The sequence below is a fragment of the Kocuria sp. CPCC 205235 genome, assembly GCF_040980905.1.
GTDB lineage: Bacteria > Actinomycetota > Actinomycetes > Actinomycetales > Micrococcaceae > Kocuria > Kocuria carniphila.
In genome coordinates this window covers 132,165-157,031 of sequence record NZ_JAVKPR010000002.1, presented here as the reverse complement: position 1 = coordinate 157,031, position 24,867 = coordinate 132,165, and the positions used below count along the sequence as shown (strand labels likewise).

At 65.0% G+C, this 24,867-nt stretch carries 24 protein-coding genes; 16 read left to right on the top strand and 8 right to left on the bottom strand.

The annotated features are described in order from the left end of the window. Positions 1 to 9 precede the first annotated feature (9 nt). Entirely contained in the window at positions 10 to 591 is a 582-nt protein-coding gene (locus RF638_RS02210) for an NTP transferase domain-containing protein (protein ID WP_344223652.1), read from the bottom strand. Continuing rightward, entirely contained in the window at positions 592 to 984 is a 393-nt protein-coding gene (locus RF638_RS02205; RefSeq protein WP_344223653.1) for a hypothetical protein, read from the bottom strand. A gap of 283 nt (positions 985 to 1,267) precedes the next feature. Between RF638_RS02205 and RF638_RS02200 the strand changes: the two genes are divergently transcribed. The 5 genes from RF638_RS02200 to RF638_RS02180 all read left to right on the top strand — a co-directional run bounded on the left by RF638_RS02200 (position 1,268) and on the right by RF638_RS02180 (position 9,586). Next, a complete protein-coding gene (locus RF638_RS02200; protein ID WP_368841329.1) occupies positions 1,268 to 4,999 on the top strand; it encodes a nitrate reductase subunit alpha in 3,732 nt (1,243 codons plus the stop codon). After that, positions 4,999 to 6,741, top strand: a complete 1,743-nt coding sequence (gene narH, locus RF638_RS02195; protein ID WP_344223655.1) for a nitrate reductase subunit beta — start codon at positions 4,999 to 5,001, stop codon at positions 6,739 to 6,741. Before RF638_RS02200 ends, narH begins: the two co-directional genes overlap by 1 nt. Further along, entirely contained in the window at positions 6,741 to 7,436 is a 696-nt protein-coding gene (gene narJ / locus RF638_RS02190) for a nitrate reductase molybdenum cofactor assembly chaperone (protein WP_344223724.1), read from the top strand. The genes narH and narJ overlap by 1 nt, the downstream gene beginning before the upstream one ends. Beyond that, on the top strand, positions 7,433 to 8,239 hold the full coding sequence (gene narI, locus RF638_RS02185; RefSeq protein WP_344223656.1) for a respiratory nitrate reductase subunit gamma: 807 nt from the start codon (positions 7,433 to 7,435) through the stop codon (positions 8,237 to 8,239). Before narJ ends, narI begins: the two co-directional genes overlap by 4 nt. 93 nt (positions 8,240 to 8,332) lie before the next feature. Further along, positions 8,333 to 9,586: a nitrate/nitrite transporter gene (locus RF638_RS02180; protein ID WP_368841328.1), complete on the top strand. Its 1,254-nt coding sequence runs from the start codon at positions 8,333 to 8,335 to the stop codon at positions 9,584 to 9,586. Between the two features lie 159 nt (positions 9,587 to 9,745). On the opposite strand, the gene RF638_RS02175 is transcribed toward RF638_RS02180, so the two are convergent. After that, positions 9,746 to 10,102: a hypothetical protein gene (locus tag RF638_RS02175; protein ID WP_368841327.1), complete on the bottom strand. Its 357-nt coding sequence runs from the start codon at positions 10,100 to 10,102 to the stop codon at positions 9,746 to 9,748. An 11-nt stretch (positions 10,103 to 10,113) separates the two neighbouring features. Then, complete coding sequence (locus RF638_RS02170) at positions 10,114 to 11,067, bottom strand: NtaA/DmoA family FMN-dependent monooxygenase (protein WP_368841326.1); 954 nt, start codon at positions 11,065 to 11,067, stop codon at positions 10,114 to 10,116. Between the two features lie 96 nt (positions 11,068 to 11,163). Between RF638_RS02170 and RF638_RS02165 the strand changes: the two genes are divergently transcribed. Continuing rightward, the gene (locus RF638_RS02165) at positions 11,164 to 11,778 is read left to right on the top strand and encodes a TetR/AcrR family transcriptional regulator (protein WP_368841325.1); all 615 of its coding nucleotides are present in this window, start codon (positions 11,164 to 11,166) and stop codon (positions 11,776 to 11,778) included. 126 nt (positions 11,779 to 11,904) lie between these two features. Here the strand turns inward: RF638_RS02165 and RF638_RS02160 are convergent, their stop codons facing one another. Then, complete coding sequence (locus tag RF638_RS02160; protein ID WP_344223660.1) at positions 11,905 to 12,291, bottom strand: GntR family transcriptional regulator; 387 nt, start codon at positions 12,289 to 12,291, stop codon at positions 11,905 to 11,907. Positions 12,292 to 12,406: 115 nt separating this feature from the next. Here RF638_RS02160 and RF638_RS02155 point away from each other — a divergent pair, with 115 nt between their 5' ends. The 4 genes from RF638_RS02155 (at position 12,407) to RF638_RS02140 (ending at position 16,113) form a co-directional block, all read left to right on the top strand. Then, a complete protein-coding gene (locus RF638_RS02155; RefSeq protein WP_368841324.1) occupies positions 12,407 to 13,474 on the top strand; it encodes an acyl-CoA dehydrogenase in 1,068 nt (355 codons plus the stop codon). Then, complete coding sequence (locus RF638_RS02150; RefSeq protein ID WP_344223663.1) at positions 13,468 to 14,805, top strand: bifunctional PIG-L family deacetylase/class I SAM-dependent methyltransferase; 1,338 nt, start codon at positions 13,468 to 13,470, stop codon at positions 14,803 to 14,805. The genes RF638_RS02155 and RF638_RS02150 overlap by 7 nt, the downstream gene beginning before the upstream one ends. After that, positions 14,802 to 15,569 carry a glycosyltransferase family 2 protein gene (locus RF638_RS02145; RefSeq protein ID WP_368841323.1) on the top strand — a complete coding sequence of 256 codons (768 nt, stop codon included), beginning with the start codon at positions 14,802 to 14,804 and terminating at the stop codon, positions 15,567 to 15,569. The genes RF638_RS02150 and RF638_RS02145 overlap by 4 nt, the downstream gene beginning before the upstream one ends. A 79-nt stretch (positions 15,570 to 15,648) precedes the next feature. After that, complete coding sequence (locus RF638_RS02140) at positions 15,649 to 16,113, top strand: SRPBCC family protein (protein WP_368841322.1); 465 nt, start codon at positions 15,649 to 15,651, stop codon at positions 16,111 to 16,113. Positions 16,114 to 16,278: 165 nt separating this feature from the next. On the opposite strand, the gene RF638_RS02135 is transcribed toward RF638_RS02140, so the two are convergent. Both RF638_RS02135 and RF638_RS02130 read right to left on the bottom strand, forming a co-directional pair. Then, positions 16,279 to 16,503 carry a hypothetical protein gene (locus RF638_RS02135; protein ID WP_368841321.1) on the bottom strand — a complete coding sequence of 75 codons (225 nt, stop codon included), beginning with the start codon at positions 16,501 to 16,503 and terminating at the stop codon, positions 16,279 to 16,281. Between the two features lie 257 nt (positions 16,504 to 16,760). Then, on the bottom strand, positions 16,761 to 17,180 hold the full coding sequence (locus RF638_RS02130; protein WP_368841320.1) for a hypothetical protein: 420 nt from the start codon (positions 17,178 to 17,180) through the stop codon (positions 16,761 to 16,763). A gap of 207 nt (positions 17,181 to 17,387) precedes the next feature. On the opposite strand from RF638_RS02130, the gene RF638_RS02125 reads away from it, so the two are divergent. Both RF638_RS02125 and RF638_RS02120 read left to right on the top strand, forming a co-directional pair. Next, positions 17,388 to 18,626, top strand: coding sequence for an MFS transporter (locus tag RF638_RS02125; protein WP_368841319.1), 1,239 nt, complete (start codon positions 17,388 to 17,390; stop codon positions 18,624 to 18,626). A 48-nt stretch (positions 18,627 to 18,674) separates the two neighbouring features. Beyond that, positions 18,675 to 19,772 carry an alanine--glyoxylate aminotransferase family protein gene (locus RF638_RS02120; RefSeq protein ID WP_344223671.1) on the top strand — a complete coding sequence of 366 codons (1,098 nt, stop codon included), beginning with the start codon at positions 18,675 to 18,677 and terminating at the stop codon, positions 19,770 to 19,772. A gap of 143 nt (positions 19,773 to 19,915) precedes the next feature. Here RF638_RS02120 and RF638_RS02115 read toward each other — a convergent pair whose 3' ends face one another. Further along, positions 19,916 to 20,470: a type 1 glutamine amidotransferase domain-containing protein gene (locus RF638_RS02115; RefSeq protein ID WP_344223672.1), complete on the bottom strand. Its 555-nt coding sequence runs from the start codon at positions 20,468 to 20,470 to the stop codon at positions 19,916 to 19,918. Positions 20,471 to 20,821: 351 nt separating this feature from the next. Here RF638_RS02115 and RF638_RS02110 point away from each other — a divergent pair, with 351 nt between their 5' ends. From RF638_RS02110 to RF638_RS02095, 4 genes are all read left to right on the top strand, one after another. Then, positions 20,822 to 21,520, top strand: a complete 699-nt coding sequence (locus RF638_RS02110) for an ABC transporter permease (RefSeq protein WP_344223725.1) — start codon at positions 20,822 to 20,824, stop codon at positions 21,518 to 21,520. A gap of 4 nt (positions 21,521 to 21,524) precedes the next feature. Continuing rightward, positions 21,525 to 22,910, top strand: coding sequence for an ABC transporter ATP-binding protein (locus RF638_RS02105; protein ID WP_368841318.1), 1,386 nt, complete (start codon positions 21,525 to 21,527; stop codon positions 22,908 to 22,910). 101 nt (positions 22,911 to 23,011) lie between these two features. Next, positions 23,012 to 23,689 (top strand): ABC transporter permease, encoded by a 678-nt coding sequence (locus RF638_RS02100; RefSeq protein WP_368841418.1) that lies wholly within the window; start codon positions 23,012 to 23,014, stop codon positions 23,687 to 23,689. A 110-nt stretch (positions 23,690 to 23,799) separates the two neighbouring features. Next, positions 23,800 to 24,744: a glycine betaine ABC transporter substrate-binding protein gene (locus RF638_RS02095; protein ID WP_368841417.1), complete on the top strand. Its 945-nt coding sequence runs from the start codon at positions 23,800 to 23,802 to the stop codon at positions 24,742 to 24,744. Positions 24,745 to 24,867: the final 123 nt, after the last annotated feature.

Below are 24,867 nucleotides of genomic sequence, written 5' to 3'. Positions count from 1 at the left end.
CGTGTGGATTCAGTGCAGATCGAACCTGGTCACATCTTCCCATGTATCCACGTCCTGGGTGCTGCCCGCCGGAACTGCTACCTCGATCAGACGCAAGTGTTTCCAAAATGACCGGACGGAGCGGTCTCGCGAGGGGTACTCGGAGAAGACGGTGGTGAGCGGTTCGGTCCGGATCATGACGGCCAAGTTCTCGCGGTGGCCGTCGGGCGCCGTTGCGATCAACCCTTGGGTGTCGGACGGCAGGTTTGCCGCGGCGTCGGCGAGTGATTGGACGGCCGCGGCCACGTCGGGCATGTCGCAGGCCAAGACCGCCGTCCATGCCGCGCGGGACGGTTGCCGCGCCAGATGATCCAGGCCCGCGGCAATCGCGGCGGCGGGACCCGAGAACGGTGGATCCTCGCGGGTCCGCAGGGTCGCGGGCGGTACGGCCAGGTCGTCGGGCCCCACGACGACGGCGCACCCAGCCTCGTTCACGGCGCGCACCGTGATCTCCAGCAGACTTTCTGCGCCCCGGCGAAGTCCGGCTTTGGGTGTGCCGCCCAAGCGGGAAGATCTGCCGCCGGCAACGATCACGCTGTCGAAGCGCAGCACCTAGACCGTGGTCTCGGAATCGTTGAGCTCAGCAGGGTCATTCGCGCGGCGTTTCTTGGGCATTCCGGCGATCCGCAGACCGCACTCCACAGCCACCAGCACGAACGCGATGTAGTACAGGATCATGGTCGGGTAGAGCTGCGGGAGGCTCATGCTCATCCCCACCAACGAGAGGATCAGCAGGATCACGGACCCGATCAGGATGACCAGGTGCACCGTGGCGAAGGCGCCCGGCAACCCCTTGGTCGACAGGTACATGGCCATGAGCGCGAACAGGATGGGGAACAACAGCTGCCCCGCCAGCGTGATGCCGTCACCGTGATAGGGGAACAGGCCCATTGACTGAATCAGGGCGGTGGCGACAAGCAGGATCGGCGCAATCATGGACTTCATGGGGCACCAGTCTAGGTCGGGTACGGCGTGTCGTACGAACCGGGTGTCGTGGTGGGAACGGAGCGGTTTCTTGAGGAGGTGCGGCCCGGTATGGCCCCCTACCGGACAGTAAGGTCCGACCAATTGATGCGCCACCCCAGGTCATCCCACTAGTGCCAACCAAACGGTCGATTAGCGCACGAATATCTGACCATATTCCCAGGTCAGGCCCGGAAAGATGGATTTTTGGTTACTGCCGCGTTAAATCGGCATTTTGAATGTGAATTAGGGGTACGGTGGCTCCATGGCTACCACCGAAACCCCCGCCGGGGTCGATGGCCCGGCGTCGAACGCGTTATTGAAACTCGGGAAATTCTTCTCCCGCTGGGACGAGACGGAGGACGGCCGCGCCGTGTTCCGGGAGGGTGGTCGCGCGGGCGACGCCTTCTACCGCAACCGCTGGAGTCACGACAAAGTTGTCCGTTCCACCCACGGCGTGAACTGCACCGGATCCTGCTCGTGGAAGGTGTACGTCAAGGACGGCATCATCACGTGGGAGGCCCAGGAGACGGACTACCCGTCGGTGGGCCCGGATCGCCCCGAATACGAACCGCGCGGTTGCCCTCGCGGCGCCGCATTCTCCTGGTACACCTATTCACCCACCCGCGTCCGCTACCCGTACGTGCGCGGCGTGCTGTTGGAGATGTATCGCGAGGCCAAGCAGATCCACTCGGATCCGGTGCTCGCGTGGGAGTCCATTGTCAATGACCCCGTCAAGCGTGAGGCCTTCCAGAAGGCCCGCGGTAAGGGCGGACTGGTGCGCTCCAGTTGGCAGGAAGCCGTGGAAATGTCGGCCGCCGCTCACGTGCACACCATCAAGGCGTACGGCCCGGACCGCTGCATCGGGTTCTCGCCGATTCCCGCGATGTCCATGGTTTCGCATGCAGCTGGTGCCCGGTTCATCAACCTCATCGGTGGTGTGATGAACAGCTTCTACGACTGGTACGCGGACCTCCCGGTGGCCTCGCCCCAGGTGTTCGGAGACCAGACGGACGTTCCCGAATCCGGTGACTGGTGGGATGCCACCTACCTCATGATGTGGGGCTCCAACATTCCCGTGACCCGTACCCCGGACGCCCACTGGTTGGCCGAGGTGCGCTACCGAGGCACCAAGGTGGTCTCGGTCAGCCCTGACTACGCGGACAACACCAAGTTCGCGGATGAGTGGCTGCCCGCCCAGGCCGGCACCGACTCGGCCCTGGCAATGGCCATGGGTCATGTGATCCTCAAGGAGAACTTCGTGGACCGCCGCGTCCCGTTCTTCGAGAATTACGTCTCGCAGTACACGGACCTTCCGTTCCTCGTCTCGCTGTCGCGCCGCGAGGACGGCACGGTGGTCGCGGACAAGTTCCTCACCGCCGAGGATCTGGGCAAGGCCGGGGACGACGCCGCTTCGCAGGCTGATCCCGCGTTCAAGACTGTTCTGCTGGACCGGGACACCAATCAGCCGGTGGTTCCCAACGGCTCCATGGGCTTCCGCTACAACGAGCACGACGAGGGCAAGTGGAACCTCGATCTGGAGGGTGTCACGCCGTCGTTGTCGATCGCGGACGCTTCCGGTTACCAAGGTGAGGTGAGCGATCTGGCGCTGCCGGCCTTCACCGACCCCACCGGTGTGGGCTCGGTGATCCGCCGGGGCGTACCCGTGACCGAGATTGCGGGTCGCACCGTCACTACGGTGTTCGACATCATGCTGGCCCAGTACGGCGTGGGCCGCGAGGGTCTGCCGGGGGAGTGGGCCACCGGTTACGACGACGTCGATACCGCTTACACTCCCGCTTGGCAGGAAGAGGTCACCTCCGTCCCTGCCGAGGCCGTGATCCGCACCGCCCGCGAGTTCTCCGCCAACGCGGAGAAGTCCGAGGGCCGGTCGATGATCATCCTGGGCGCCGGTATTTGCCAGTGGTACCACGGTGATGCGACCTACCGCGCCATCCTGGCCATGCTCATGCTGTGCGGCTGCCAGGGCCGAAACGGCGGCGGTTGGGCCCACTACGTGGGCCAGGAAAAGGCGCGCCCCATCACCGGCTGGGCCACCATGGCCTCCGGTAGCGACTGGGTGCGTCCGCCGCGCTTCATGATCGGCACGGCCTTCTGGTACATGCACACCGACCAGTTCCGTTCCGACGGTTACTCATCGGACTCGCTGCAGTCCCCACTCGCGGACGGTCACCTCAAGGGCATGCACACCGCGGACGTGATCGCACAGTCCACCCGCCTGGGCTGGATGCCGTTCTACCCGCAATTCCACGAGAACTCGCTCGATGTGGCCGATGCTGCCACGAGCGCCGTCGAACGCGGTGAGGCCGGCAGCGAACCCGAGTGGATCGCGAGCAAGCTCAAGAACGGCGAACTGAGCTTTGCCGTGGAGGACCCGGACGCCCCGGAGAACTGGCCGCGCACGCTGGTGCTGTGGCGCTCCAACCTGTTCGGGTCGTCGGCCAAGGGTGAGGAGTACTTCCTCAAGCACCTGCTGGGAACCCACAACAGCGTGATGGGCGAGGACCACGAGGCCGCCAAACCGCGCGACGTGCGCTGGCACGAGGACGCTCCGGAAGGAAAGTTGGACCTGCTGGTCTCGGCGGACTTCCGTATGACCTCATCCACGCTGCTGTCGGACATCGTGTTCCCGGCGGCCACCTGGTACGAGAAGTACGACCTCTCCTCCACCGATATGCACCCGTTCGTGCACGCGTTCACCCCGGCGATCTCCCCGCCCTGGGAAGCCAAGACGGACTGGAAGCTGTTCCAGCTGCTGGCCGACGAGGTCGCACGGCAGTCCCGTGACCACCTGGGCGTGCGCAAGGACGTTGTGGCCACCGCGCTCACCCACGACACCCCGGGGGAGATCGCCCAACCGGGCGGTCACGCACCGGAATGGAAGGGCACGGACCTTCCCGCTATTCCGGGAAAGAACATGCCCAACCTGAAGATCGTGGAACGCGACTACACCGCCATCGGTGACAAGTTCGTGGCACTCGGCCCGTTGGCCGACAAGCTGGGGCTGACCACCAAGAACGTCACTTTCGATGTCAAGCACCAGGTGGACCAGCTGGGTCGCCTGCACGGTGTGTTCGATTCGGGCGCCGCGGAGGGACGTCCCGCGCTGGATACCGATCAGCGCATGGCCGAGGCCATCCTGATGCTGTCCGGCACCACCAACGGCGAGCTGGCCACGCAGGGCTTCGAAACGCTCGAGAAGCGCGTGGGTAAGGAACTCTCCGATTTGGCGCGCGGCTCGGAAGAAAAGCGCATCACGTTCAAGGACACCCAGCAGGCACCCGTCCCGGTGATCACCTCACCGGAGTGGTCCGGTTCGGAAACCGGAGGCCGCCGGTACGCACCGTTCACGGTGAACATCGAGCGGCTCAAGCCGTTCCACACCCTGAGTGGCCGCATGCACTTCTTCCTGGATCACGACTGGCTCAAGGACATGGGCGAGATGTTGCCCACCTACCGGCCACCGCTGGACATGCACCGGCTGTTCGGGGAGCCCAAGCTCGGTGAGAAGGGTGAGCTGTCCATCGCGGTCCGCTACCTGACCCCGCACAACAAGTGGTCGATCCACTCGGAGTACCAGGACAACCTGTTCATGTTGTCGCTGTCCCGCGGTGGCACCTCGGTGTGGATGTCCCCGCAGGACGCCACGGCCATCGAGGTCTCCGACAACGACTGGGTCGAGTGCGTGAACACCAACGGCGTGTTCGTCGGACGCGCAGTGGTCTCCCACCGCATGCCCGAAGGGGTGGTGTACGTGCACCACGCACAGGAACGCACCATTGACGTTCCCAAGTCCGAGGCCACGGGTAAACGCGGCGGCATTCACAACTCCGTCACGCGAATCCTGGTCAAACCCACCCACATGATCGGCGGCTACGCCCATCTGTCCTGGGCCTTCAACTACATGGGCCCCACCGGAAACCAGCGAGACATCGTCTCCGTTGTCCGCAAGCGCTCGCAGGAGGTTCAGTACTGATGCGTGTCATGGCTCAAGTCGCCATGGTGATGACTCTCGACAAGTGCATCGGGTGTCACACCTGTTCGGTGACGTGTAAACAAGCATGGACCAACCGTGCCGGTACCGAGTACGTGTGGTTCAACAACGTGGAGACCCGCCCGGGTCAGGGGTACCCGCGCCGTTACGAGGACCAAGAAACCTGGAAGGGTGGCTGGGAACTCAACAAGCGCGGCAACCTCAAGTTGAAGTCCGGCGGCAAGCTCAAAAAGCTCGCCCAGTTGTTCGCTTCCCCGGTTCAGCCGGAGTTGAAGGACTACTACGAGCCTTGGACCTACGATTACGAGAACCTGGTCAACGCACCCGCCGGTGATGACTTCCCGGTGGCTCGCCCCAAGTCCCTGATCACGGGTGAGGACACCAAGGTCGAATGGTCGGCCAACTGGGACGACGATCTCGGCGGCGCCACGGAAATGGGTCACCTGGATCCGATCATCCAGAAGCTTCACAAGGAAGCCAACGACCGGATCAAGTTCGAGTTCGAACAGACCTTCATGTTCTACCTGCCGCGGTTGTGCGAGCACTGCTTGAACCCGTCCTGCATGGCGGCCTGCCCATCCGGCGCCATTTACAAGCGCGCCGAGGACGGCATTGTGCTGGTGGACCAGGACCAGTGCCGCGGCTGGCGTCAGTGCGTGACGGGCTGCCCGTACAAGAAGATCTACTACAACCACAAGTCCGGTAAAGCCGAGAAATGCACGTTCTGCTACCCCCGTATCGAAGTGGGTATCCCCACCGTGTGCGCGGAGACGTGCGTGGGCCGCATGCGTTACATCGGCATCTTCCTGTACGACGCCGATAAGGTCACCCAGGCCGCCGCGACCCCCAACGAGCAGGATCTGTACGAGGCCCAGTTGGACCTCATGCTCGATCCCAACGACCCCGAGGTCGTTGCCGCCGCTCGTCAGGAGGGCATCCCGGAGGACTGGCTCGACGCCGCTCGCAAGTCACCGGTGTACGCGCTGGCCAAGACACTGCGCGTGGCGCTGCCGCTGCACCCCGAGTACCGCACCATGCCCATGGTCTGGTACGTGCCGCCGCTGTCTCCCATCGTGGATCTGCTCAAGGAACAGGGCCACGACGGCGAGGACCCGGAGAACTTGTTCGGTGCCATCGAGAGTCTGCGCATCCCGGTGGAGTACCTCGCCGAGCTGTTCACCGCCGGTGACACCGAGCTCGTGACCAACGTGCTGCGCAAGCTGGCCGCGATGCGCGCCTACATGCGCAACATCACCCTGGGTGACGAACCTGACGAGTCCATTGCGGAGGCCGTGGGCATGACCGGTTCCGAAATCCAGCAGATGTACCGTCTCATGGCGATCGCCAAGTACGACGAGCGCTACGTGATTCCCGCGGCCCACGTGGAGGACGCCCACAACCTGGAAGAGATCGGCTGCTCGCTGGATGTGGACGGCGGGCCCGGCATGGGTCAGACCGGTGTGTTCGGTGAGGCCTCGGGCCGCCCGATGCCGGTGGCCGTGGAGAACTTCCAGGCGCTGCGCTCGCGCCAAATGGGGGATGACCCCACGGGTAACGAGCAACTGGCCGGGCGCGTGAACCTGCTCAACTGGGACGGCAACGGCAGCCCGGACGGGTTGTTCCCCGCCCGGAATCAGGAGGACGCGGCGACTATGTCGACCACCGCGGAGAACTCGGGTTCTCGTCCTGATCAGGGCACCGCCGGTGCCAGCGGGGGGCGATGATGGGTCTGCTCTCCACCCTGCTGGGTAAGGCCGCCAAAGGCACCGTGGATGTTCCCGAGTACCGGGACCGTCATCCGCAACGCTCGGCGGTCATCCGCCAGGCTGCGGCGGTGCTTCTGGGCTATCCGGACCGGGAACTCATCGACCAGCTACCCGTGCTCGAGGACGCCCTGACCGAGGTCGGGGTGGCCCCGAGCGCCGTCGAACCCCTGACCCGCTGGCTGCGCGAGGGTGACCTGCGGGAAATCCAAGGCGACTACGTCCAGGAATACGACCTCTCGCGCCGTCACAGCCTGCACCTGACCTATTGGACGGACGGTGACACGCGCCGTCGAGGTGAGGCGTTATCAGCGTTCAAGCAGGTCTACCGCGCGCACGGTTGCGTGTTCGGGGACGAAGAACTGCCGGACCACCTGCCCGTCGTGTTGGAGTTCGCGGCGCGCGTCTCCCCGGAAGACGGGTTCGAGCTGCTGCAGCGTTACCGACCCTCGCTCGAGCTACTGCGACTGGCGCTGCTGCGTGACAATTTGCCCCACGCGTGCGTGGTGGAACTGGTGTGCTCAACGCTGCCCGGACCGTCCCCGGAGGACGAGTCAGCGGTGGCGCGTATGGCGGGTTACGGTCCGCCCACCGAATCCGTGGGTCTGGATGCCTACGACCCCCGACTCCTGCCCATGACCGGAGGTAACCAGTGAACGTTCTCGACTCTCTTCTGTGGGGAGTGCTGCCCTACGTGGTGATGGCGGTACTCATTGGCGGGGTGATTTGGCGCTACAAGTACGACCAGTTCGGTTGGACCACCCGTTCGTCCCAGCTCTACGAATCCCGACTGCTGAGGATTGCCTCACCGCTGTTCCACTTCGGCATTCTGGCGGTGCTCGTCGGACACATCGTGGGCCTGGTGATTCCCAAATCCTGGACCGAGGCCGTGGGCATGTCCGAGCACGCGTACCACTTCCTGGCGCTGTCCATCGGCACGGTGGCCGGTGTGGGAACGCTCGTGGGCATTGTCATGCTGATCGTTCGCCGACGCCGCACCGGCCCGGTCTTCATGGCCACGACCGGTAACGACAAATTCATGTACGTGATGCTGCTGGGAGCGATTCTGGCTGGCCTGGCCACCACCGTGCTGGCCGTCTTCGACCCGAACACCGTGGACTACCGCGAGACCGTGTCCCCGTGGTTCCGTTCGCTGTGGATCCTGCAGCCGGATGTTGGGGCCATGGCAGCGGCGTCCACCTCGTTCCACATCCACGTGCTGTGGGGCATGGCGCTGTTCGCGATCTGGCCCTTCACCCGCCTGGTGCACGCGTTCACCGCACCGCTGCACTACCTGTTCCGCCCGTACATCGTGTACCGCACCCGCGGTTCCAGCCCCCGCACCGGTTCCGCTCCGGTGCGCCGCGGTTGGGAGCCGATCGGTACGCACGACCGCGACAGCGGACGACGCCGCACCCGGCCTCCCCGCGAACACTCCGGTTCCACGCGCGTCAAGTAATCGGCTCTCCGCTCGAAAGGCGTTCCCGCAAGAACGCCTTTCGAGCCAGGCCCACCAACTCGTAGCTTTTGCAGACCTCGCAGAAGGAGTGTCATGTCCTCCGTTCAAGCCGCCTCAGCGGCACCGAACCTGAAACAGGGTCAACTCAAGAACCTCGTCCTGGCCACCCTGGCGTCCACGGTGGGCTTCTGGGCGTGGACCATCGTGGGGCCGCTGTCCAAACGCTATGCGGGTGAAATGTCGCTGACCCCGGGGCAGACGGCCATTCTCGTGGCCATGCCCATCTTTGTGGGCTCGATCGCCCGTGTTCCGGTGGGTGCACTCACCGATAAGTACGGTGGGCGACTCATGTTCACCGTGATTCTGGGCATCACTGCCCCGCTCGTGTTGCTCACGGGCCTGGTGGGTCAGCTCAACAACTTCCCGCTGCTCGTGGTGGTGGCGTTCTTCCTGGGTATTGCCGGCACGGTGTTCGCGATCGGCATCCCGTTCTGCTCCGCCTGGTACGAATCCAATCGCAAGGGCTTCGCGACCGGTGTGTTCGGTGCCGGCATGGTGGGTACCGCGGTGTCCGCGTTCTTCACCCCGCGCCTCGTTGAGGCCACCGGGTACATGGCCACTCACATCATCATTGCCGCGATCGTGGCCGTCAGTGCCCTGCTGTGCTGGTTGATGCTGCGTGATTCCCCGGCGCGTGCCGGGCGCAAGGTCGAGCCGATGATGCCCAAGCTCAAGCACGCCTTCACCCTCAAGGTTACGTGGCAGCTGTGCTTCCTCTACGCAGTGGTCTTCGGAGCTTTCGTGGCCTTCTCCAACTACCTCCCGACCTACCTGGTCAACGTGTACGAGTACGACCCCACCGGGGCCGGCACCCGCACCGCCGGGTTCGCGCTGGCCGCCGTGATCGCCCGCCCCATTGGCGGCACGCTCGCGGATAAGTTCGGACCCAAGATCGTCACTCTGACCTCGTTCGGCGGCACCATCGTGCTGGCCATGTTCGTGGCTTTCCAGCCGGACGCCGAGCACGTCTACGGCCCGCTGTTCCTGGCCATGGCCGTGTTCTTGGGCCTGGGCACCGGCGGTGTGTTCGGATGGGTGGGCCGCGCGGCTCCCGCCAAGGACGTGGGCACCATTGGTGGCATCATTGCCGCCGCTGGTGGCCTGGGCGGTTACTTCCCGCCCCTGGTCATGGGCGCCACCTACAACCCGGACAACCGCTCGTACTTCGTGGGACTCACGTTGCTGGCTGTGTTCGCCGCGGTGGCTTTTCTACTGGCCCTCGTGGTGCGCAACGGCGGCAAGACCAACGAGAACGACAAGCCGGTCGAGCAGACGCCGGCCAAGTAACCGTCGCATTCGTTCCGCCGCGCTTCACCTACGAAGATGCACGAAAGGACGACGGCGGGTTTTCACCACGGCGCGCGATCGACGACGGCGCTCCACACCACACGGCGCGAGCGGGCACCCAGCCCGCTCGCGCCGTCGTCGTTAGTGAATCCCGTCCGCTCAGCCGAGGCGCGGATCCTGGCCGTACTGTTCGGGGACGCCCAGGTGATCGCGGAGCGTGGTGCGCTCGTAATCGGTGGGGTAGAGCCCGCGTTCTTGCAGAATGGGCACCACTTCATCCACAAAGGTGTCGATGCCGTCCTCGTAGACGTCAATGGAGACCCAGAATCCGTCCGCAGCACCGGCCTCGAACCATTCCTGATGGTGGTCCGCGGTGTCTTCTGCGGTACTCACGGGGGTGGGGTGGTAGTCGATCACGCCGTGGGCCAGGATGTCCCGGATGCTCCAGCCCTCTTGCGCGACTTCGTAGGCCCGCTGTGACCGGGGATCGAACGGGCTGGGACGGGCGGCTTCCAACTGTTCCCGCGTCAGGGCTGGTTCAGCTGGGACACGTCCAGTGACAGACCGAGCATCGCACCCAGGTAAGGAACGCGGGCGGGGAAGACCTCGCGGCCCAGCGCCACACGGCGATCCAGGGCCTCCCGTTTGCTCCCCGCGATGGCGGGCATGACCCCGGCGAAGTACTTGATCTCATCGGGATCGCGGCCAGCATCCACGGCGGCCTTCCGGACGGCATTCCGCTGAGCCTTGGCATCCTCAATGGTGAACGTGGCACCGATGACGGCGTTGGCGTAGCGACCTGCTAGTCCCAGTCCGTAGTCGCCACCGCCCGCCTGGAAGACCACCGGCTGGCCCTGCTCGGACGGCGGAATCGGCAGCGGTCCCCGTGAGGCCACGTGTCGTCCCTGCAGATTGATCGGCTGGATCTTGTCCGGGTCCGCGAATTGGCCGGTCCGCTGGTCCTTGATCCAGGCGTCCTTTTCCCAGCTGCCCCACAGCGCCTGGGCAATCTGAATGGTTTCGTGGGCGCGTTCGTACCGTTCGGGTCGGGCCGCGATCTCCTGACCGTAGTTGGCGGCCACCAGAGGATCACTGGTCGTCACAGCGTTCCACCCGGCGCGACCGTGGCTCATGACATCCAAGGTCTTGAACTGGCGGGCCGTGTTGTACGGCTCGTTGAAGGTCGTGGAGCCGGTCGCTACCAGGCCGATGCGCTCGGTGCCGCGGGCAATCGCCGCCAGAGTTATCAGGGGATCCAACGTGAGCATGGGAGCTTCTTGCTCGGGGGCCTTGCTCATCCCGGCGAAATCGGGGAGGAACAAGAACGCGAACTTTCCCCGTTCGGCGGCCTGGGCGTATCGAACGTGAGCGTCGAAGTTGGCGTAGTTGGTGGCATCGACCCCCGGTGCTTTCCAGGCCATTGGCTGGGAACCGTAGCCGTTGCCCAGCTGCATTCCGAGGATCATGGTGCGCTTGCTCATGGCAGTCCTTTGCGAGATATTAGGAGACACTCTCCGGTTTGAACACCAAAATACGGAGAGAGTTTCCGTTAATCAACCGACAAGGTGGTTCCCCTCATGACTTCAGCCGTGGGCGGAGGCCCCTCATCAGCGCGCCCCTCTCGGAACACGCGCCCCACCCGCACCGATGCCCGGCGCAATCGGGCGCACATCCTGGATGTGGCGGAACAGGTCTTCGCTTCGGATGGTCTGGAGGTGTCCATGGACGCCATCGCCAAGCGGGCGGGGGTGGGCGCGGGGACGCTCTACCGTCATTTCCCCAACAGAGATGCGTTGGTCGCGGGAGTCCTTGAAGGACGTCAGCCGGATCTGTCCGCCGAGGCAGCCGCTATCGAGAAGGAGTCCGGCGACTCCGGTGCCGCGCTCGAACGCTGGCTCGATGCCGTGAGCCGGTGGATGAGGGCCTACGAGGGTCTGCCCGAACCCCTGCGGACCGCATTGGGCGAGCAGGATTCCCCGCTGCGCCTCACCTGCCAAGAGGTCATCGACACGACCGGAGCGTTCTTGGAGGCGGCCCAGGGCGACGGCCATGCGCGCGAGAGCCTCACCGGGAGGAATCTGTATCTCGCAACCCTGTCCATGGCATGGGCGCTGGGCGCCCCGTCCGCGGACGGTTCGACCCGAGAGGAACTGAACGATCTGCTCCGGTCCGGTTGGCGGACCGATCTGTAGGTCGAGCGCTGCCCGTGGCCATTTCATCCCGGTTTACTGCAAGGTAGCCCGCCCTACTGTGCAGTAAGGCGGCCACACATGATGCGCGACCTTCGCATGACTCGGGGCCCCTGGGGGCGCGGGTTCTCAGTCCGCCGCGCGCTGATCCAGCATCCGCTGCACGATCTGCAGGCACTCTTCGGGGGAGTAGTTCAGGTCTCCCGCCGCGCGGTCCAGGTACTCGGCGGCAGCGCGGCACGCCGCAGCGTGCCGGTCGTCGGAGGACTGCGCGATGAAAGTGCCCTTGCGGCCGCGGGTTTCGATCACACCGCTGGCCTCCATGGTGCGGTAGGCCTTGGCCACGGTTCCGGCGGCCAGGCCCAATTCGGTGGCCAGGGCACGCACCGGAGGAATCCGGTCGCCGGCCTCCAACGATCCGGAAGCGATTCCGTTCGTGACGCACTGGACCAGCTGCTCGTACACGGGGACCGGGGACGTGGTGTCCACGGCGAACGTTGCCTGGGTGGTGGACATGATGGGACCCCTTCGAACGGTTAAATGAGGCGCGTGTTACTAAACATGATACAAATCCGGTCACGGCCCTGCGGGTGGACGCGGCCAAGCCCCCAAGACACGTAGGCTTATTACTGTGTTTGATCAGTCGATGTTGCCGATCCCGCAGGCCCCTCGACCCGTTGCCGGGCAGGTGGCGGAGTTCGTCCGCCACAGCCTGAACAGGGCGGGGGAACTGACACGTGAGCTTCCCCTGCCGGGTCAGGGAGATACGCGCGAGCTCTGGGCCGCCTTGAGCCACTTGGGGCGGCAGGATCTCGCCCACGCACGCATCATTGAACCGCACCTGGATGCCGTGGCCATCATCGATCAGGCCGGTCGCGGCGACCTCCTGACCGATGGAGACACCTGGGCCGTGTGGGCTGCGGAAGGCCCCGGAACGCCACTGACCGCATCACTTTCCGCGACCGGCTGGACACTGACCGGCACCAAGCCGTGGTGCTCGCTGGCGGACTTCGTGAGCCGCGCCGTGGTGACCGCGCACGTCACGGACGAGTCGGGTGAGCGCACCGGTCACCGCCGTGCGTTCGTGATTTCGACGGATCACCCCGGATTCCAGCTCGAGCCCCTCGACACGTGGGTTTCTCAGGGGCTCTCGGACGTCCCCACTACCGCGGTGAACTTCCGCTCGGTGCCCGCCGAACCGCTCGGCGAGGACGAGTGGTACCTGACCCGCCCCGGGTTCGCCTGGGGTGGCATGGGTGTGGCCGCGATCTGGTTGGGCGGGGCGCAATCCGTGGCGGACCTCCTGTGGCAGGGCTCCAAGAAACTGCGCAAGCCCCTCGACGACGCCGCTCGCGCCCACCTCGGTCGCGTGGACCTGGCCCTGACCGCGGCCTCGGCCGTGCTCGATCGGGCCGCGAGCGCCGTCGACCGTGGTGAGGCAACGGGGGAGCGAGGCGCGCTGTGGGCGTTGCGCGTTCGTAGAACGGTTGCGGAAGCCGCGGAAACGGTGCTCCGAGAAGTCTCACGGGCCACCGGACCGGGGCCGCTGACCGGGGACGCCGCGCACATCCGCCGGGTCTCCTCGTTGCAGGTGTACATCCGCCAGGACCACGCCGAACGGGACAACGCGGCACTGGGAGAACTGCTGCTGACCGCAGAACCCGTGGGTGACACGACTCAGGAGGGAACACCGTGGTGACCTTCGATCACCGGGATCCTGGAACTCCGGAGCAGGAATGGGCCGACAGTAAGGCCCTGCGTGTAGTTCCCGAGCTGGACTTGGAGGGCGTGGACCGCGCCGTCGTCTTCGCCGCGCACCCGGATGACGAGACCCTGGGCGCGGGCGGCACCGTGCACCGACTGATCCAAAACGGTGCGGCCGTACGCGTCATCGTGGCCACGCTGGGGGAGAAGTCCCACCCGGATTCCCCCACGCACACCCAGGAATCGCTGTCACGCGTGCGCCACCAGGAAATGGCGGAAGCGGTCGGTGCCATCACCGCCGGGTGTGTCACCCCCGAGTACCTCGCGCTACCCGACGGCGGGCTCACGGCCGAGGCGCTCGCGGGCCCCATCAACGACGCCGTGGCCTGGGCGGCTCACGGGAACCAGCCCCTGGCCGTGGTCACGTGGGTCAAGGACGGTCACCCGGATCACGAGGTCCTCGCGGAACAGGTTCGGCAGACCGCCGGTGCGGCCGCCGTTCGCTGCGTTCAGTACCCCATTTGGTGGTGGCACTGGGGCACCCCGAACAAACTGCCGCGCGGGCTGGTGCATGTAACGCTCTCTGACGAGGACCGGGACGCCAAACAACAGGCGCTGGAACATCACGCGTCCCAGGTGCGCCCGCTCTCGGACCAGCCTGGGGACGAGGTGCTGCTCGGGCCGCACATCCTGGAACATTTTGAACGGGACCGCGAATACTTCATCCTGGCCGCACCCCATCAGACTCCGGTCTTCAACCGTGTCCACACCGAATCCGAGGATCCGTGGAACGTGGACAGCTCCCGCTACGAGCACCGGAAACGCGATGTGCTCACCGCCAGCCTCCCGCGGGAGTTGTACCCCCGCGCCCTGGACATCGGCTGCTCCACCGGTGCGCTCACCGCGCAGTTGGCCGCGCGTGTTGACGTGATGACGGCGGTGGATGCGAGCGACGTCGCCCTGGACAAGGCCCGCGCGCGCCTCGCCGAGCGGGGTCTCAAGAACGTGCAATTGCGCAACGCGGTGCTGCCCGAGCAATGGGATCCGGAGTGGACCGGTCTGGACCTGATCGTGGTGAGCGAGGTGGGCTACTTCTGCTCGCCCGAACAGTGGAAAGAGCTGCTGACACTGTGCACCAAGGCGCTGTCACCGGACGGCCACCTGGTGTTGTGCCACTGGCGCCACCCCATCAAGGATTGGCCGTTGGACGGGGACGACGTGCACCGTGAGGCCCGGCGGCGGCGCACCCTGACCCGGTTGGTGGAGCACCGCGAGGCGGACTTCGAGATCGACATCTACACACGCACTCGGCGCGGCCGCGCATGAGTCCACGGATCGCGGTGGTGATTCCCGCCTGCAATGAGGAAGAACGCGTGGCCAGGTGCATCGAGTCGGTCGCGGGGGCCGCTCGGACGCTCGTGCGTGCCGAACCGGAGACCACCGTTGACGTAATCCTGGCCGCTGACAGCTGCACCGACCGCACGGTGGCGGCCACCCGGGAGGCCTGGGCTGCGCCGTCGTCACGGGGCCTGGAACAGTGGGCGGACCTGACCGTTCTGGAGGGTGACTGGGCGAGCGCCGGCGGAGCGCGACAAGCCGCCGCAAACCATGCGCTGCGCCTCGGGGCGGACTGGATCGCGTCCACGGACGCGGACACTGCGGTACCGCAGAACTGGCTCAGTTATCAGGTTGAACGCTCGCTGGCCGGTGTGGATGCTGTGCTCGGTACCGTGGAACCGGACCCCGCCGAATGCCCCGAACAGGTGTTCCGACTGTGGCACCTGGAGCACGATCTGACCGAGGGGCACCCTTATATCCATGCCGCGAACATGGGGGTGCGAGCAGGCGCGTTCCAAGCGGCCGGTGGCTTTCCGAACGTGGAATGCAGCGAGGACGAGGCGGTGGTCGGTGTGCTTCGCGCGCACGGCGCTCGCGTCGAGTCCACGGACCGCATTCGGGCCATCACCTCCGGGCGGTTGCGGGGCCGGGCCGCCCTGGGCTTTGCCTATCACTTGCGCAACCTGGCGGCTCAGGACGGCACCCGTGACGCACTTGAGCGCGGACCGGTGGAGGGCTTCGCCGATCGCTGAAGTCCTTGCGGTGGCGGGGCGGGCAGCGCCTAGGGTTGAAACCAGTTAGTCGCAGAACCCATCGCAGAAAGAGGTTTTCATGAGCGAGACCAGCATCAGCGCCAGCCGGGTCATCGACGCCCCGGCAGAGGACATCTTCGAAGTACTCTCCCTGCCCGCCAAGCACCCGCAGGTGGATGGATCGGGCACCGTGGTGTCCGGCACGGACCAGCACATCCAGCAGACCGGGGACGTGTTCGTCATGAACATGAACGCGGAAGCCATGGGCGGTGACTACAAAATGGAGAACCACGTCACCGGCTTCGATCCCAACAAGCTGATCGCGTGGAAGCCCTGCCAGGAGGGCACCCCCATCGAGCACAACGGTTGGGAGTGGATGTACGAACTCCAGCCGCAGGGACCGGATTCCACCCAGGTCACGCTGACCTACTCCTGGTCGGACGTGCACCACAAGCTGCTCAAGAAGCTGAGCTTCCCGGTGTTCCCGGAGTCCGTACTCGAGGAATCCCTGGAGAACCTCGCCGCTGCGGTGAGCGACAAGTAAAGCTCCACTTCCGCAGTTCCTGAGACGAGATGACGACGCCGCTCGGTCGCCCGCACAGCGCGGGGGCCGGGCGGCGTCGTCCTTGTGCTTCAGCTCATTGACCGCGCGAAGTCTCGGGCGTCGCGAGGCGCAGCACCCACGGGCCGGTCTCCATGGGCGACCCGGCTAGGGGCCGCTGATCACCGTGATCAGCACGAACAACAGCGGCAGGTAGAGGATCGCGACGGCCAAATTGGCGATGCCCCACCCCGGGCGATTGCAAAGAACGGCGCACCCCGTGCCGCACCCGCCCGCGAGGAACGGAACCCCCAGCAGGACCAGCGGTAACCACGGACCCATGTACTGGCCGAACGGCAGGATCAACGTGATCCCCACCGCCACGAAGAACATGATCACCGTGAGCCGCGACGAGTAATGACCGCGCTCGCCGTGAGCTGGACGGTGGTTACGCGCCGAGTGGCGAGGTCCGGAACCGGAATCACGCCGTGCAGCACGCCGGGAAGCCGGTCGGGATGCGGGCGGGGATGCTGCCTGCCGTGATGCTTCGCGGGCTTCTCGCCGGGACGTGGCGGGGCGGGGCTGATCTGACAGAGGTTCAGCGGCTCGAGCGGCACGAGACCTCGCGTTTGGTTGCGCAGCGAAGTGGCTCATCGCGGCACACACGGTGAGACCGTGAACCAGACGGTGGTGGCCGCGGCGACCACGCGTTCGTCGGTTTCCATTTGAGGCCCGAACCGGTGGATTTCGGCGCGGAAGTGCGCGTCGCACAGACAGTCGAAGTAGCCGCTGTCGATGTAGCACCGGTCGTGGCGCATGCACAGCGTGTCGAAGGTGCCTTGAGGCTCCCCACCGCCGTGACCGGGTCCGCACCAGTTGCCCCAGATTGGAATCCCGGCCGAGATGCCCGTGCGTTCCCGCAAGGGGTCTTGGCTCGGAGACGCGGATGAGGCCAGATCAGACTCCGCATCCGGTGTGTCCGACACGTCCGGTGTGGTCGTGGGTGCGGCCACCGCGGCCCCCACCGCGGTGAACAGCACCGTGCCCATGACTAGTGGAATGACTGTCACAGCCCAGAATGGTCCCCGTGAAGATCTCATGAGTTCGACTCCCCCAAGTTGAACTAGATGATGTGTTCATACTGTAGGGGCTGTGGCTACCCGAGGGAAACAGATGTGTTGCTCTGTCCGGTGCTGGGCGCCCGGGGCCCACGGAACGAGGCGTACCCTGGTCCAGGAAGTTTGCAGCGGCATCAATGTGAAAGGGAGCGCCTCAGCATGCAGGCCGGCGGAGTGTGGGAAGGCTATGAGCGAGGCAGCTCCGGGTACAAGAGGATTCTGATCGCGTTGCTCTGCGCGGGGATCGCAACCTTCGCGCAGCTGTATTCCGTGCAGGCGGTCCTCCCCATCATGGCCAGAGAACTGCACATCGACGCCGCGCAGGCATCCTTGGCGGTTTCGGCGGCCACACTGGGTTTGGCGGTCGCGGTGATCCCGTGGTCGCTGATGTCGGACAGGTTCGGCCGCCGGACCACCATGGTGGCGGCAGTCATCGCGGCAACCATTCTGGGCGTAACCATGACGTTCATGCCGAGCTTCGAACTGCTCGTGGGAATGAGATTCCTGGAGGGCATGGCGCTGGGCGGTATTCCCTCCGTGGCCATGGCCTATCTGGCGGAGGAAGTGAACCCGTTGCACGCCGCGGTTGCGGCGGGCAGCTACATTTCGGGCACCACCCTGGGAGGGCTCTCGGGTCGTATCGTGGCCGCACCGGTCGCTGACTTCTGGGGCTGGCGTGCCGGCACCATGGTCGTGGCGATTTATGCCGCCGGGGCCGCTGTGGCCTTCATCCTGTTAGCACCCAGGCAACGAGGGTTCACCCCGCAATCGGTTCGCCTCGGTGGGCAAGGTGGACTCTTCGAACGGTTGCTGGTCAACCTCAAGGACCTCGGACTCGTGTCCTTGTACATGCAGGGATTCTTGCTCATGGGCGGGTTCGTGGCCGTGTACAACTTCATCGGTTTCCACCTGGGGGAGGAGCCGTACAACGTACCCCAGTCGATCGTGTCGGTGCTGTTCCTGTCGTATCTGTCCGGCACGTGGTCCTCGACCGAGGCGGGGCGGATTGCCGCGCGTCACGGCCGCAGGAAGGTCCTGATCATTTCGTCCCTGATCACGCTGGGCGGGTTGCTCATGATGCTGATTCCTTGGCTGCCCGCAGTGGTGGTGGGACTGCTGATTTTCACCGCGGGCTTCTTCGCCGCCCATTCCGTGGCTAACGGCTGGGTGCCCGCGCGAGCCGCCGTGGGGCGCGCCCAGGCGTCCTCGTTGTACACGCTGTTCTATTACGGTGGCTCCTCCGTTTTTGGTTACGCGGCCGGGCTGTTCCTCACCAACTTCGGGTGGAACGGTGTGGTGGCCTTCGTGGGCGCGCTGATCGTGGTGGCGCTCGCGCTGACCGTGCTGTTCCTGCGCCGCCCCGTCACACCGGAAACCGTGCAGCCCAGCGCCGACTAGGGTTGAACGAGACAAAACCCACACGTGGACAGCCTGAGGAGGCCCCGCATGACCAACACGTTGACCGTTCGCCACTTGTTCGGCCCCGGCCCGTCCAACCCGTACCCGGAAGCCACCGAGGCCCTCGCCCGGCCGCTCATCGGCCACTTGGACCCGCAGTTCCTGGAGATCATGGACCGTGCGTGCGATGGTCTGCGCCAGGTGTGGGGAACCTCCAATCGCCGCACGTTGCCGATCTCGGCCACCGGCTCGGCGGGTATGGAAGCGGCGTTCGTGAACTTCGTGAACCCCGGTGACGTGGTGGTTGTCGCGGTCAATGGTTTATTCGGTGAGCGCATGTGCGATGTCGCAGCACGCTGTGGTGCCGAGGTGGTTCGGGTGGACTTCCCATTCGGCCAGCCCGTGGACGCTCAGAAGGTGGCCGAGGCGCACCCGAACCCCGCGATCATCGCCGCCGTTCACGCGGAGACCTCAACGGGTGCGCGTTCTGACATCGCTGCCCTCGGTGCGATCAAGGGCGACGCGTTGCTCCTCGTGGACGCCGTAACCTCGATCGGCGGCATCGAGCTGAAGGCTGATGAATGGGGCATCGATATCGGGTACGCCGGCACCCAGAAGTGCCTGGGTGTGGCCCCCGGTCTGGCGCCCTTCACAGTGTCCGACCGTGCGTGGGAGCGCCGCGTGGAGAACCCGCGCTCGTGGTACTTGGACCTTGGCATGCTGGGCGGCTACGTGGGGGAAACCTCCGGCAGCGCCTCGCGCACTTACCACCACACCGCTCCGGTGGCCATGATCGCGTCCCTGGACGCGGGGCTGCAGCGCATTCTGGGTGAGGGTCTCGACGCCGTTCGCGACCGTCACTACGCCGCAGGCCAGGCGCTCCAGGACGGACTCGAGGCCATGGGCCTCGAGCTGTTCGCCGCGGAGGGGTATCGCCTGCCCGAGCTGACCACCGTCAAGGTTCCGGAAGGCGTGGACTCCGCGGCGGTCCGTAAGGAGCTCCTCGAGAAGTACAACCTGGAGATCGGTGCCGGCGTCAAGGAGTTCGCGAGCACCGTGTGGCGTATCGGACTGATGGGCCCCAATGCCGCGCCGGATTCCGTGGCGCTCATCCTGGGCGCATTGAAGGACGTGCTCGGCAAGTAGCGCGGGCGACTGCCGGCCAGATCCTGTCCGGCACAATCATGACCAAGAAAGCTGCCCCGGTCGCGTGACGCGGCCGGGGCAGCTTTGGTTCTGATTTGGATCAACTCTGACTAGGGCTCAGCCAGGTGATCCGGTCAGTGACCTCAGGCGCTCAATTCATCCTTGATGGCCTGGACGAACGGTTCCAGGTCACCGGGGTTACGCGAGGTAATGAGCACCCAGTCCTTGGCGGGGCAGCGCTTCATGGGCTCATCCACCCAGGTGCCGCCGGCGTTGGTGATGTCGACCTTGACGGAGTCGTAGGAGGTCAGGGTCTTGCCGTCCACCAGGCCGGTCTCCACCAGCAACCACGGGCCGTGGCAGATGGACGCGACGGGGCGGCCAGAGGAAGCGAACGCCTTGGCGATCTTCTGGGCATCCTCATCAAGGCGCAGGGTATCCGCGTTGAGCGTGCCGCCGGGCAGCAGCAACAGGTCGTACTCGGACTCGTTCACGTCCGCGATGGTCTGATCCACGGGGAACGTCTCACCCAGATCCCAGTCGCCCACGAGGCTCTGGATCTCGCCGGTCTCCTGCGATGCAACGGTGACGGTGGCACCCGCTTCGCGCAGCTTTTCCAGGGGAACCTTCAACTCGTCCTGCTCCACGCCGCGGTTGGTCTGCAGCGAGAGAATCTTCTTACCGGTCAAGTCAGCCATTGGTAAGGCTCCTTTCAATGTGATTATGGTTCTACGGTTCCACCGCGCGGCGACGTTGGCAAGAAGATTCGCGGGCTGTCCGCTATGAGCGACACGGCCGGCCCCGAGAACACTCGATTGCGAAGGCTGCCGGCGACCTCGCTGTCTGCCGGTGCGATCTCGTCGAGGAGGCTCGGCCTCATTCAGGACCCCGGCCCTTAAGGTCACGAACGGGTCACGATACGAAGAACGTATGTCGTAATACACAAGAATGCGCTAAATCGGCCCTAACCTGCGTGGGAATCAACAGCAATCTGACCACTATGGACGATGCAGCCCTCTGCCTGCGGGGAGGGTGGGGACGGTACGCGCGTGTGGGATTTCGTCAGAGATAGTCAACAACAGATTTTGTTCGCCTCGTGGCAGCATTTCAGCCTGGTGGTGCAGTGCCTTGTGCTGGCCACCGTTCTGGCCGTGGTGCTGTCCGCATTGGTCTACCGGAGTAGGACGGCCAGTGCGCTGGCCAACGGGGTCTCGGCCATGGGCCTCACCATTCCGTCCTTCGCTCTGATCGGTCTACTGATCGCGCCGTTCGGGTTCGGTGTGGTTCCAGCGGTCATCGTGGTCACGTTCTTCGCGACCCTGCCCATCCTCCGTAACGCGGTGGTGGGGTTGAACAGCATTCCCGCCTCCGTGGTCGAATCCGCTCGCGGTATTGGCATGAGCCGTTTCCGCACCCTGGCCACGGTGGAACTGCCCATGGCGTGGCCCATCATCCTGGCGGGCATTCGCGTGTCTGCCCAGATGGTCATGGGCATTGCCGCCGTGGCCGCCTACACCCTGGGCCCCGGCCTGGGTGGCTTCATTTTCTCCGGTCTCTCCCGCCTGGGCGGGGCCAACGCCTTCGAATCCGTGGTGGTGGGAGTCGTCGGTGTCATCCTGCTGGCCATCATCTTGGACCTCCTGCTGGTGGTCCTGAGCCGTCTGACAACCTCGCGAGGTATCCGCGTCCGAAACACAAACCATCCAGAACTCCGCCGAGAAGGTCAGCGGCGCGTCCATCCTGCTTGATCAGGTGACCAAGCAGTACCCCGGACAGGCCAAGCCGGCCGTGGGCGGTCTCACCATGGAAATCCCCGCGGGCAGCATCGTGATGCTCGTGGGTCCCTCCGGTTGCGGTAAGACCACCACGCTGAAGATGATCAATCGTCTGATCGAGCCCACGGACGGGTCCATCGTGATCAATGGGGACAACGTCACGGACATGAACGGCGACAAGCTCCGCCGTCAGATCGGTTACGTGATCCAGGCCGGCGGCCTGTTCCCGCACATGAGCGTGGCGGCCAACATCGGTTTGGTCCCCAAAATGCTCGGATGGGACAAGGACCGCATTGCCGCCCGCGTCGACGAGCTCCTTGAACTGGTGTCCCTGGACCCGAAAACCTACCGCAACCGCTGTCCCAAAGAACTTTCCGGTGGCCAGCAGCAGCGCATTGGCGTGGCCCGTGCGCTCGCCGCCGATCCGCCCGTCCTGCTCATGGACGAGCCTTTCGGCGCAGTGGACCCCATCACCCGGCAGCGCCTGCAGAACGAGTTGCTCAACATCCAGGCGGAGCTGCAGAAAACCATCGTCTGCGTAACCCACGACTTTGACGAGGCCGTGAAGCTCGGCGACTGGATCGCCATCTTCAACGAGGGCGCCCAGATCGAGCAGTACGACTCTCCCGAACGTATCCTGGCGAATCCGAACAACGAGTTCGTGGAGAACTTCATCGGCTCCGGTGCGGGTCTCAAGCAACTCACGCTCAACCGGGTGCACGAAGTCGAGCAGCAGGAAGCCGTCACCGCTACCCCCGGCGAGTCACCGGAAACGATCATCGCTCGACTTGAGGGAGCAAGTCAGCAGAACGTGGTGATCCTGGACTCCCGCGGGCGCGCCATTCAATGGTTGTCGCAGCGCCAGCTCTCACGCATGCAGGTCATCTCGGACGCTACGGACCCCAACCTGCCTCTCGTCAACGAACAGTCCACGCTCAACGATGCCTTGGACGCGATGCTGGTCGCGAGCACCGGAGCCGCACTGGTCGCTGGTCGACGAGACGTGTTCACCGGCCTGATCACGGTCAACACGGTGATGGACGCCATCTCCACCGGGCAAGCCGCAGCCCAGGGCGGCGGCGATGCTCCGGTCGGCCTCAACACGGGTTCCATCCCACAGACGTCCGATAACAATGCCGACGCCGACGCGGCCGGTTCCACGGCGGCCGCCACCTCCGAGAACGCTTCTCCGCCGCATGACGATGATCGCGAGCACCCTGTCGCGGACCGCCACACGGCGAACGGGCGCGCCACCGCGAACGGTCAGCACGCACCCTGGGACGGGAGCAGAGGCGACGCGAGCGAAACGTCTCTGGGCGACGTCGGCGGAGACAACGTGACGGAGACGAGGGATCGGCCGTGAGCGCAACAACCGGAGTGCAGAATCCCGATGCCGTCTCGACCACCTCGGCGGTCGCGGGTGGCTCGTCCAAGGGGTTGTGGATCCAGCTGGCTGTGATCCTCGTGGCCATCGTTGCGTTGTTCGCTTGGTTGGCCTTCGGCGATCTCACGGAGACGGAACGCGCGACCCTGGCACCCGACGCCCTGTGGGGCTACACATGGGAGCACCTGAAACTCACCGGTGTCGCCGCGGCCTTGGTCCTGATCATTGCGATTCCGTTGGGCATCTTGTTGACTCGCGGTCCGCTACGAAAGTTCACCGGACCCGTACTGGTGGTCGCGAACATCGGTCAGGCAGCTCCGGCGATCGGCCTGGTGGTGCTGTTGTCCTTCTGGCTGGGATTCGGTTTCACGGCGGCGGTCGTCGCGCTGGTGGCCTACGCGATCCTGCCGGTGCTACGGAACACCATGGTGGGTCTGCAGCAGGTTGACCAGAGGCTCGTGGAGGCCGGACGCGGAATGGGTATGAGCGCGGCGGCTGTGCTTTTCAGAGTGGAACTTCCGCTGGCGGTGCCGGTCATGCTCTCCGGTATTCGCACCGCTCTGGTGTTGCTGGTCGGAACCGCAACGCTGGCCACGTTCATCAACGGCGGTGGACTGGGAATTCTGATTACCACGGGCGTAAACCTGAACTTGATCAAGGTGCTGATCGCGGGCTCTCTGCTGGTCGCACTCTTGGCACTGCTCGTGGATTGGCTGGGGCGCTTCGTGGAACACGTCGCGCGCCCGAAGGGACTGTGATGGCAACGTCGAAACGAACGCGAGGAGCGCAACAACCGGTGGCCGGGGCGGCGTCGTCGAAAAGTAAGCCGACGCGCGCCGTTGCCGGAATCGGTGCGGCCCTGTCTGTGATGTTGTTGGCGGGATGTGGGCTGCAACCGGCCACGTCGTTCGTGCCGGAGGTACAACCGGGCGAGATCCAACCTGTGGAGGGACTGCCCGAGGACGCCCAGGTGACGGTGGTGAGTAAGAACTTCACCGAGCAACTCATCCTGGGCAAGATCGCCGTGATGACCGCAGAGGCCGCGGGATTCGAGGTGGAGGACTTCACCAATGTGCCCGGAAGCCAGCCGGTGCGCGAACTGACGGTTTCGGGCGAGGGGGACTTCACCTACGAGTACACGGGAACCGCGTGGATCACTTACATGGGTAACGCCACCGGCATCCCGGACAAGGAAGAACAGTGGCAGGCTGTGCATGACGCGGACCTGGAGAACGGACTCACATGGGGCAGGCCCGCGCCGCTGAACAACACGTACGCATTCGCGGTGCGTAGCGGGGCGGTGCCCGAACTGGGCAACATTTCCAAGCTCTCACAGATCGGGAGCCTGCCCGTGGCCGAGCGGACGCTGTGCGTGGAGGCGGAGTTCAACTCCCGGCAGGACGGCTTGGATCCCATGCTGGAGACCTACGACATTCCGCGGGGATCCTCCAACGGCATTCCGGACGGCAACATCGGCGTGTACGACACGGGCGCTGTGTACACGGCGACCGATGATGGCGACTGCAACTTCGGTGAAGTTTTCACAACCGATGGTCGCATCGACGCCCTGGAGCTGACCGTCCTGGAGGACGATCGCAACTTCTTCCCGGCGTACAACGCGGCACCGGTGTTCAACTCGGAGACTCTGGAGGAGTACCCGCAACTGCAGGAAGTCTTTGACCAGGTCTCACCGCTGTTGACCGATGAGACCATGCGCCAGTTGAACCTCAAGGTGGATGTGGAAGGTCAGGAACCCGTGGACGTGGCCTACGACTGGATGGTTTCCGAAGGCCTCATTACTGCCGAGGACTGATCGGCGCGGGTCCGAGCTCCCATCACCTTTCCGGGGTCAGCCCGGGTCTGAGGGCGGAGTCTGAATGCCAAGGGCGCGGCGTCGTCGTAAGACAGATGAACGGTTAAAAGGGGCGGCAGCCGC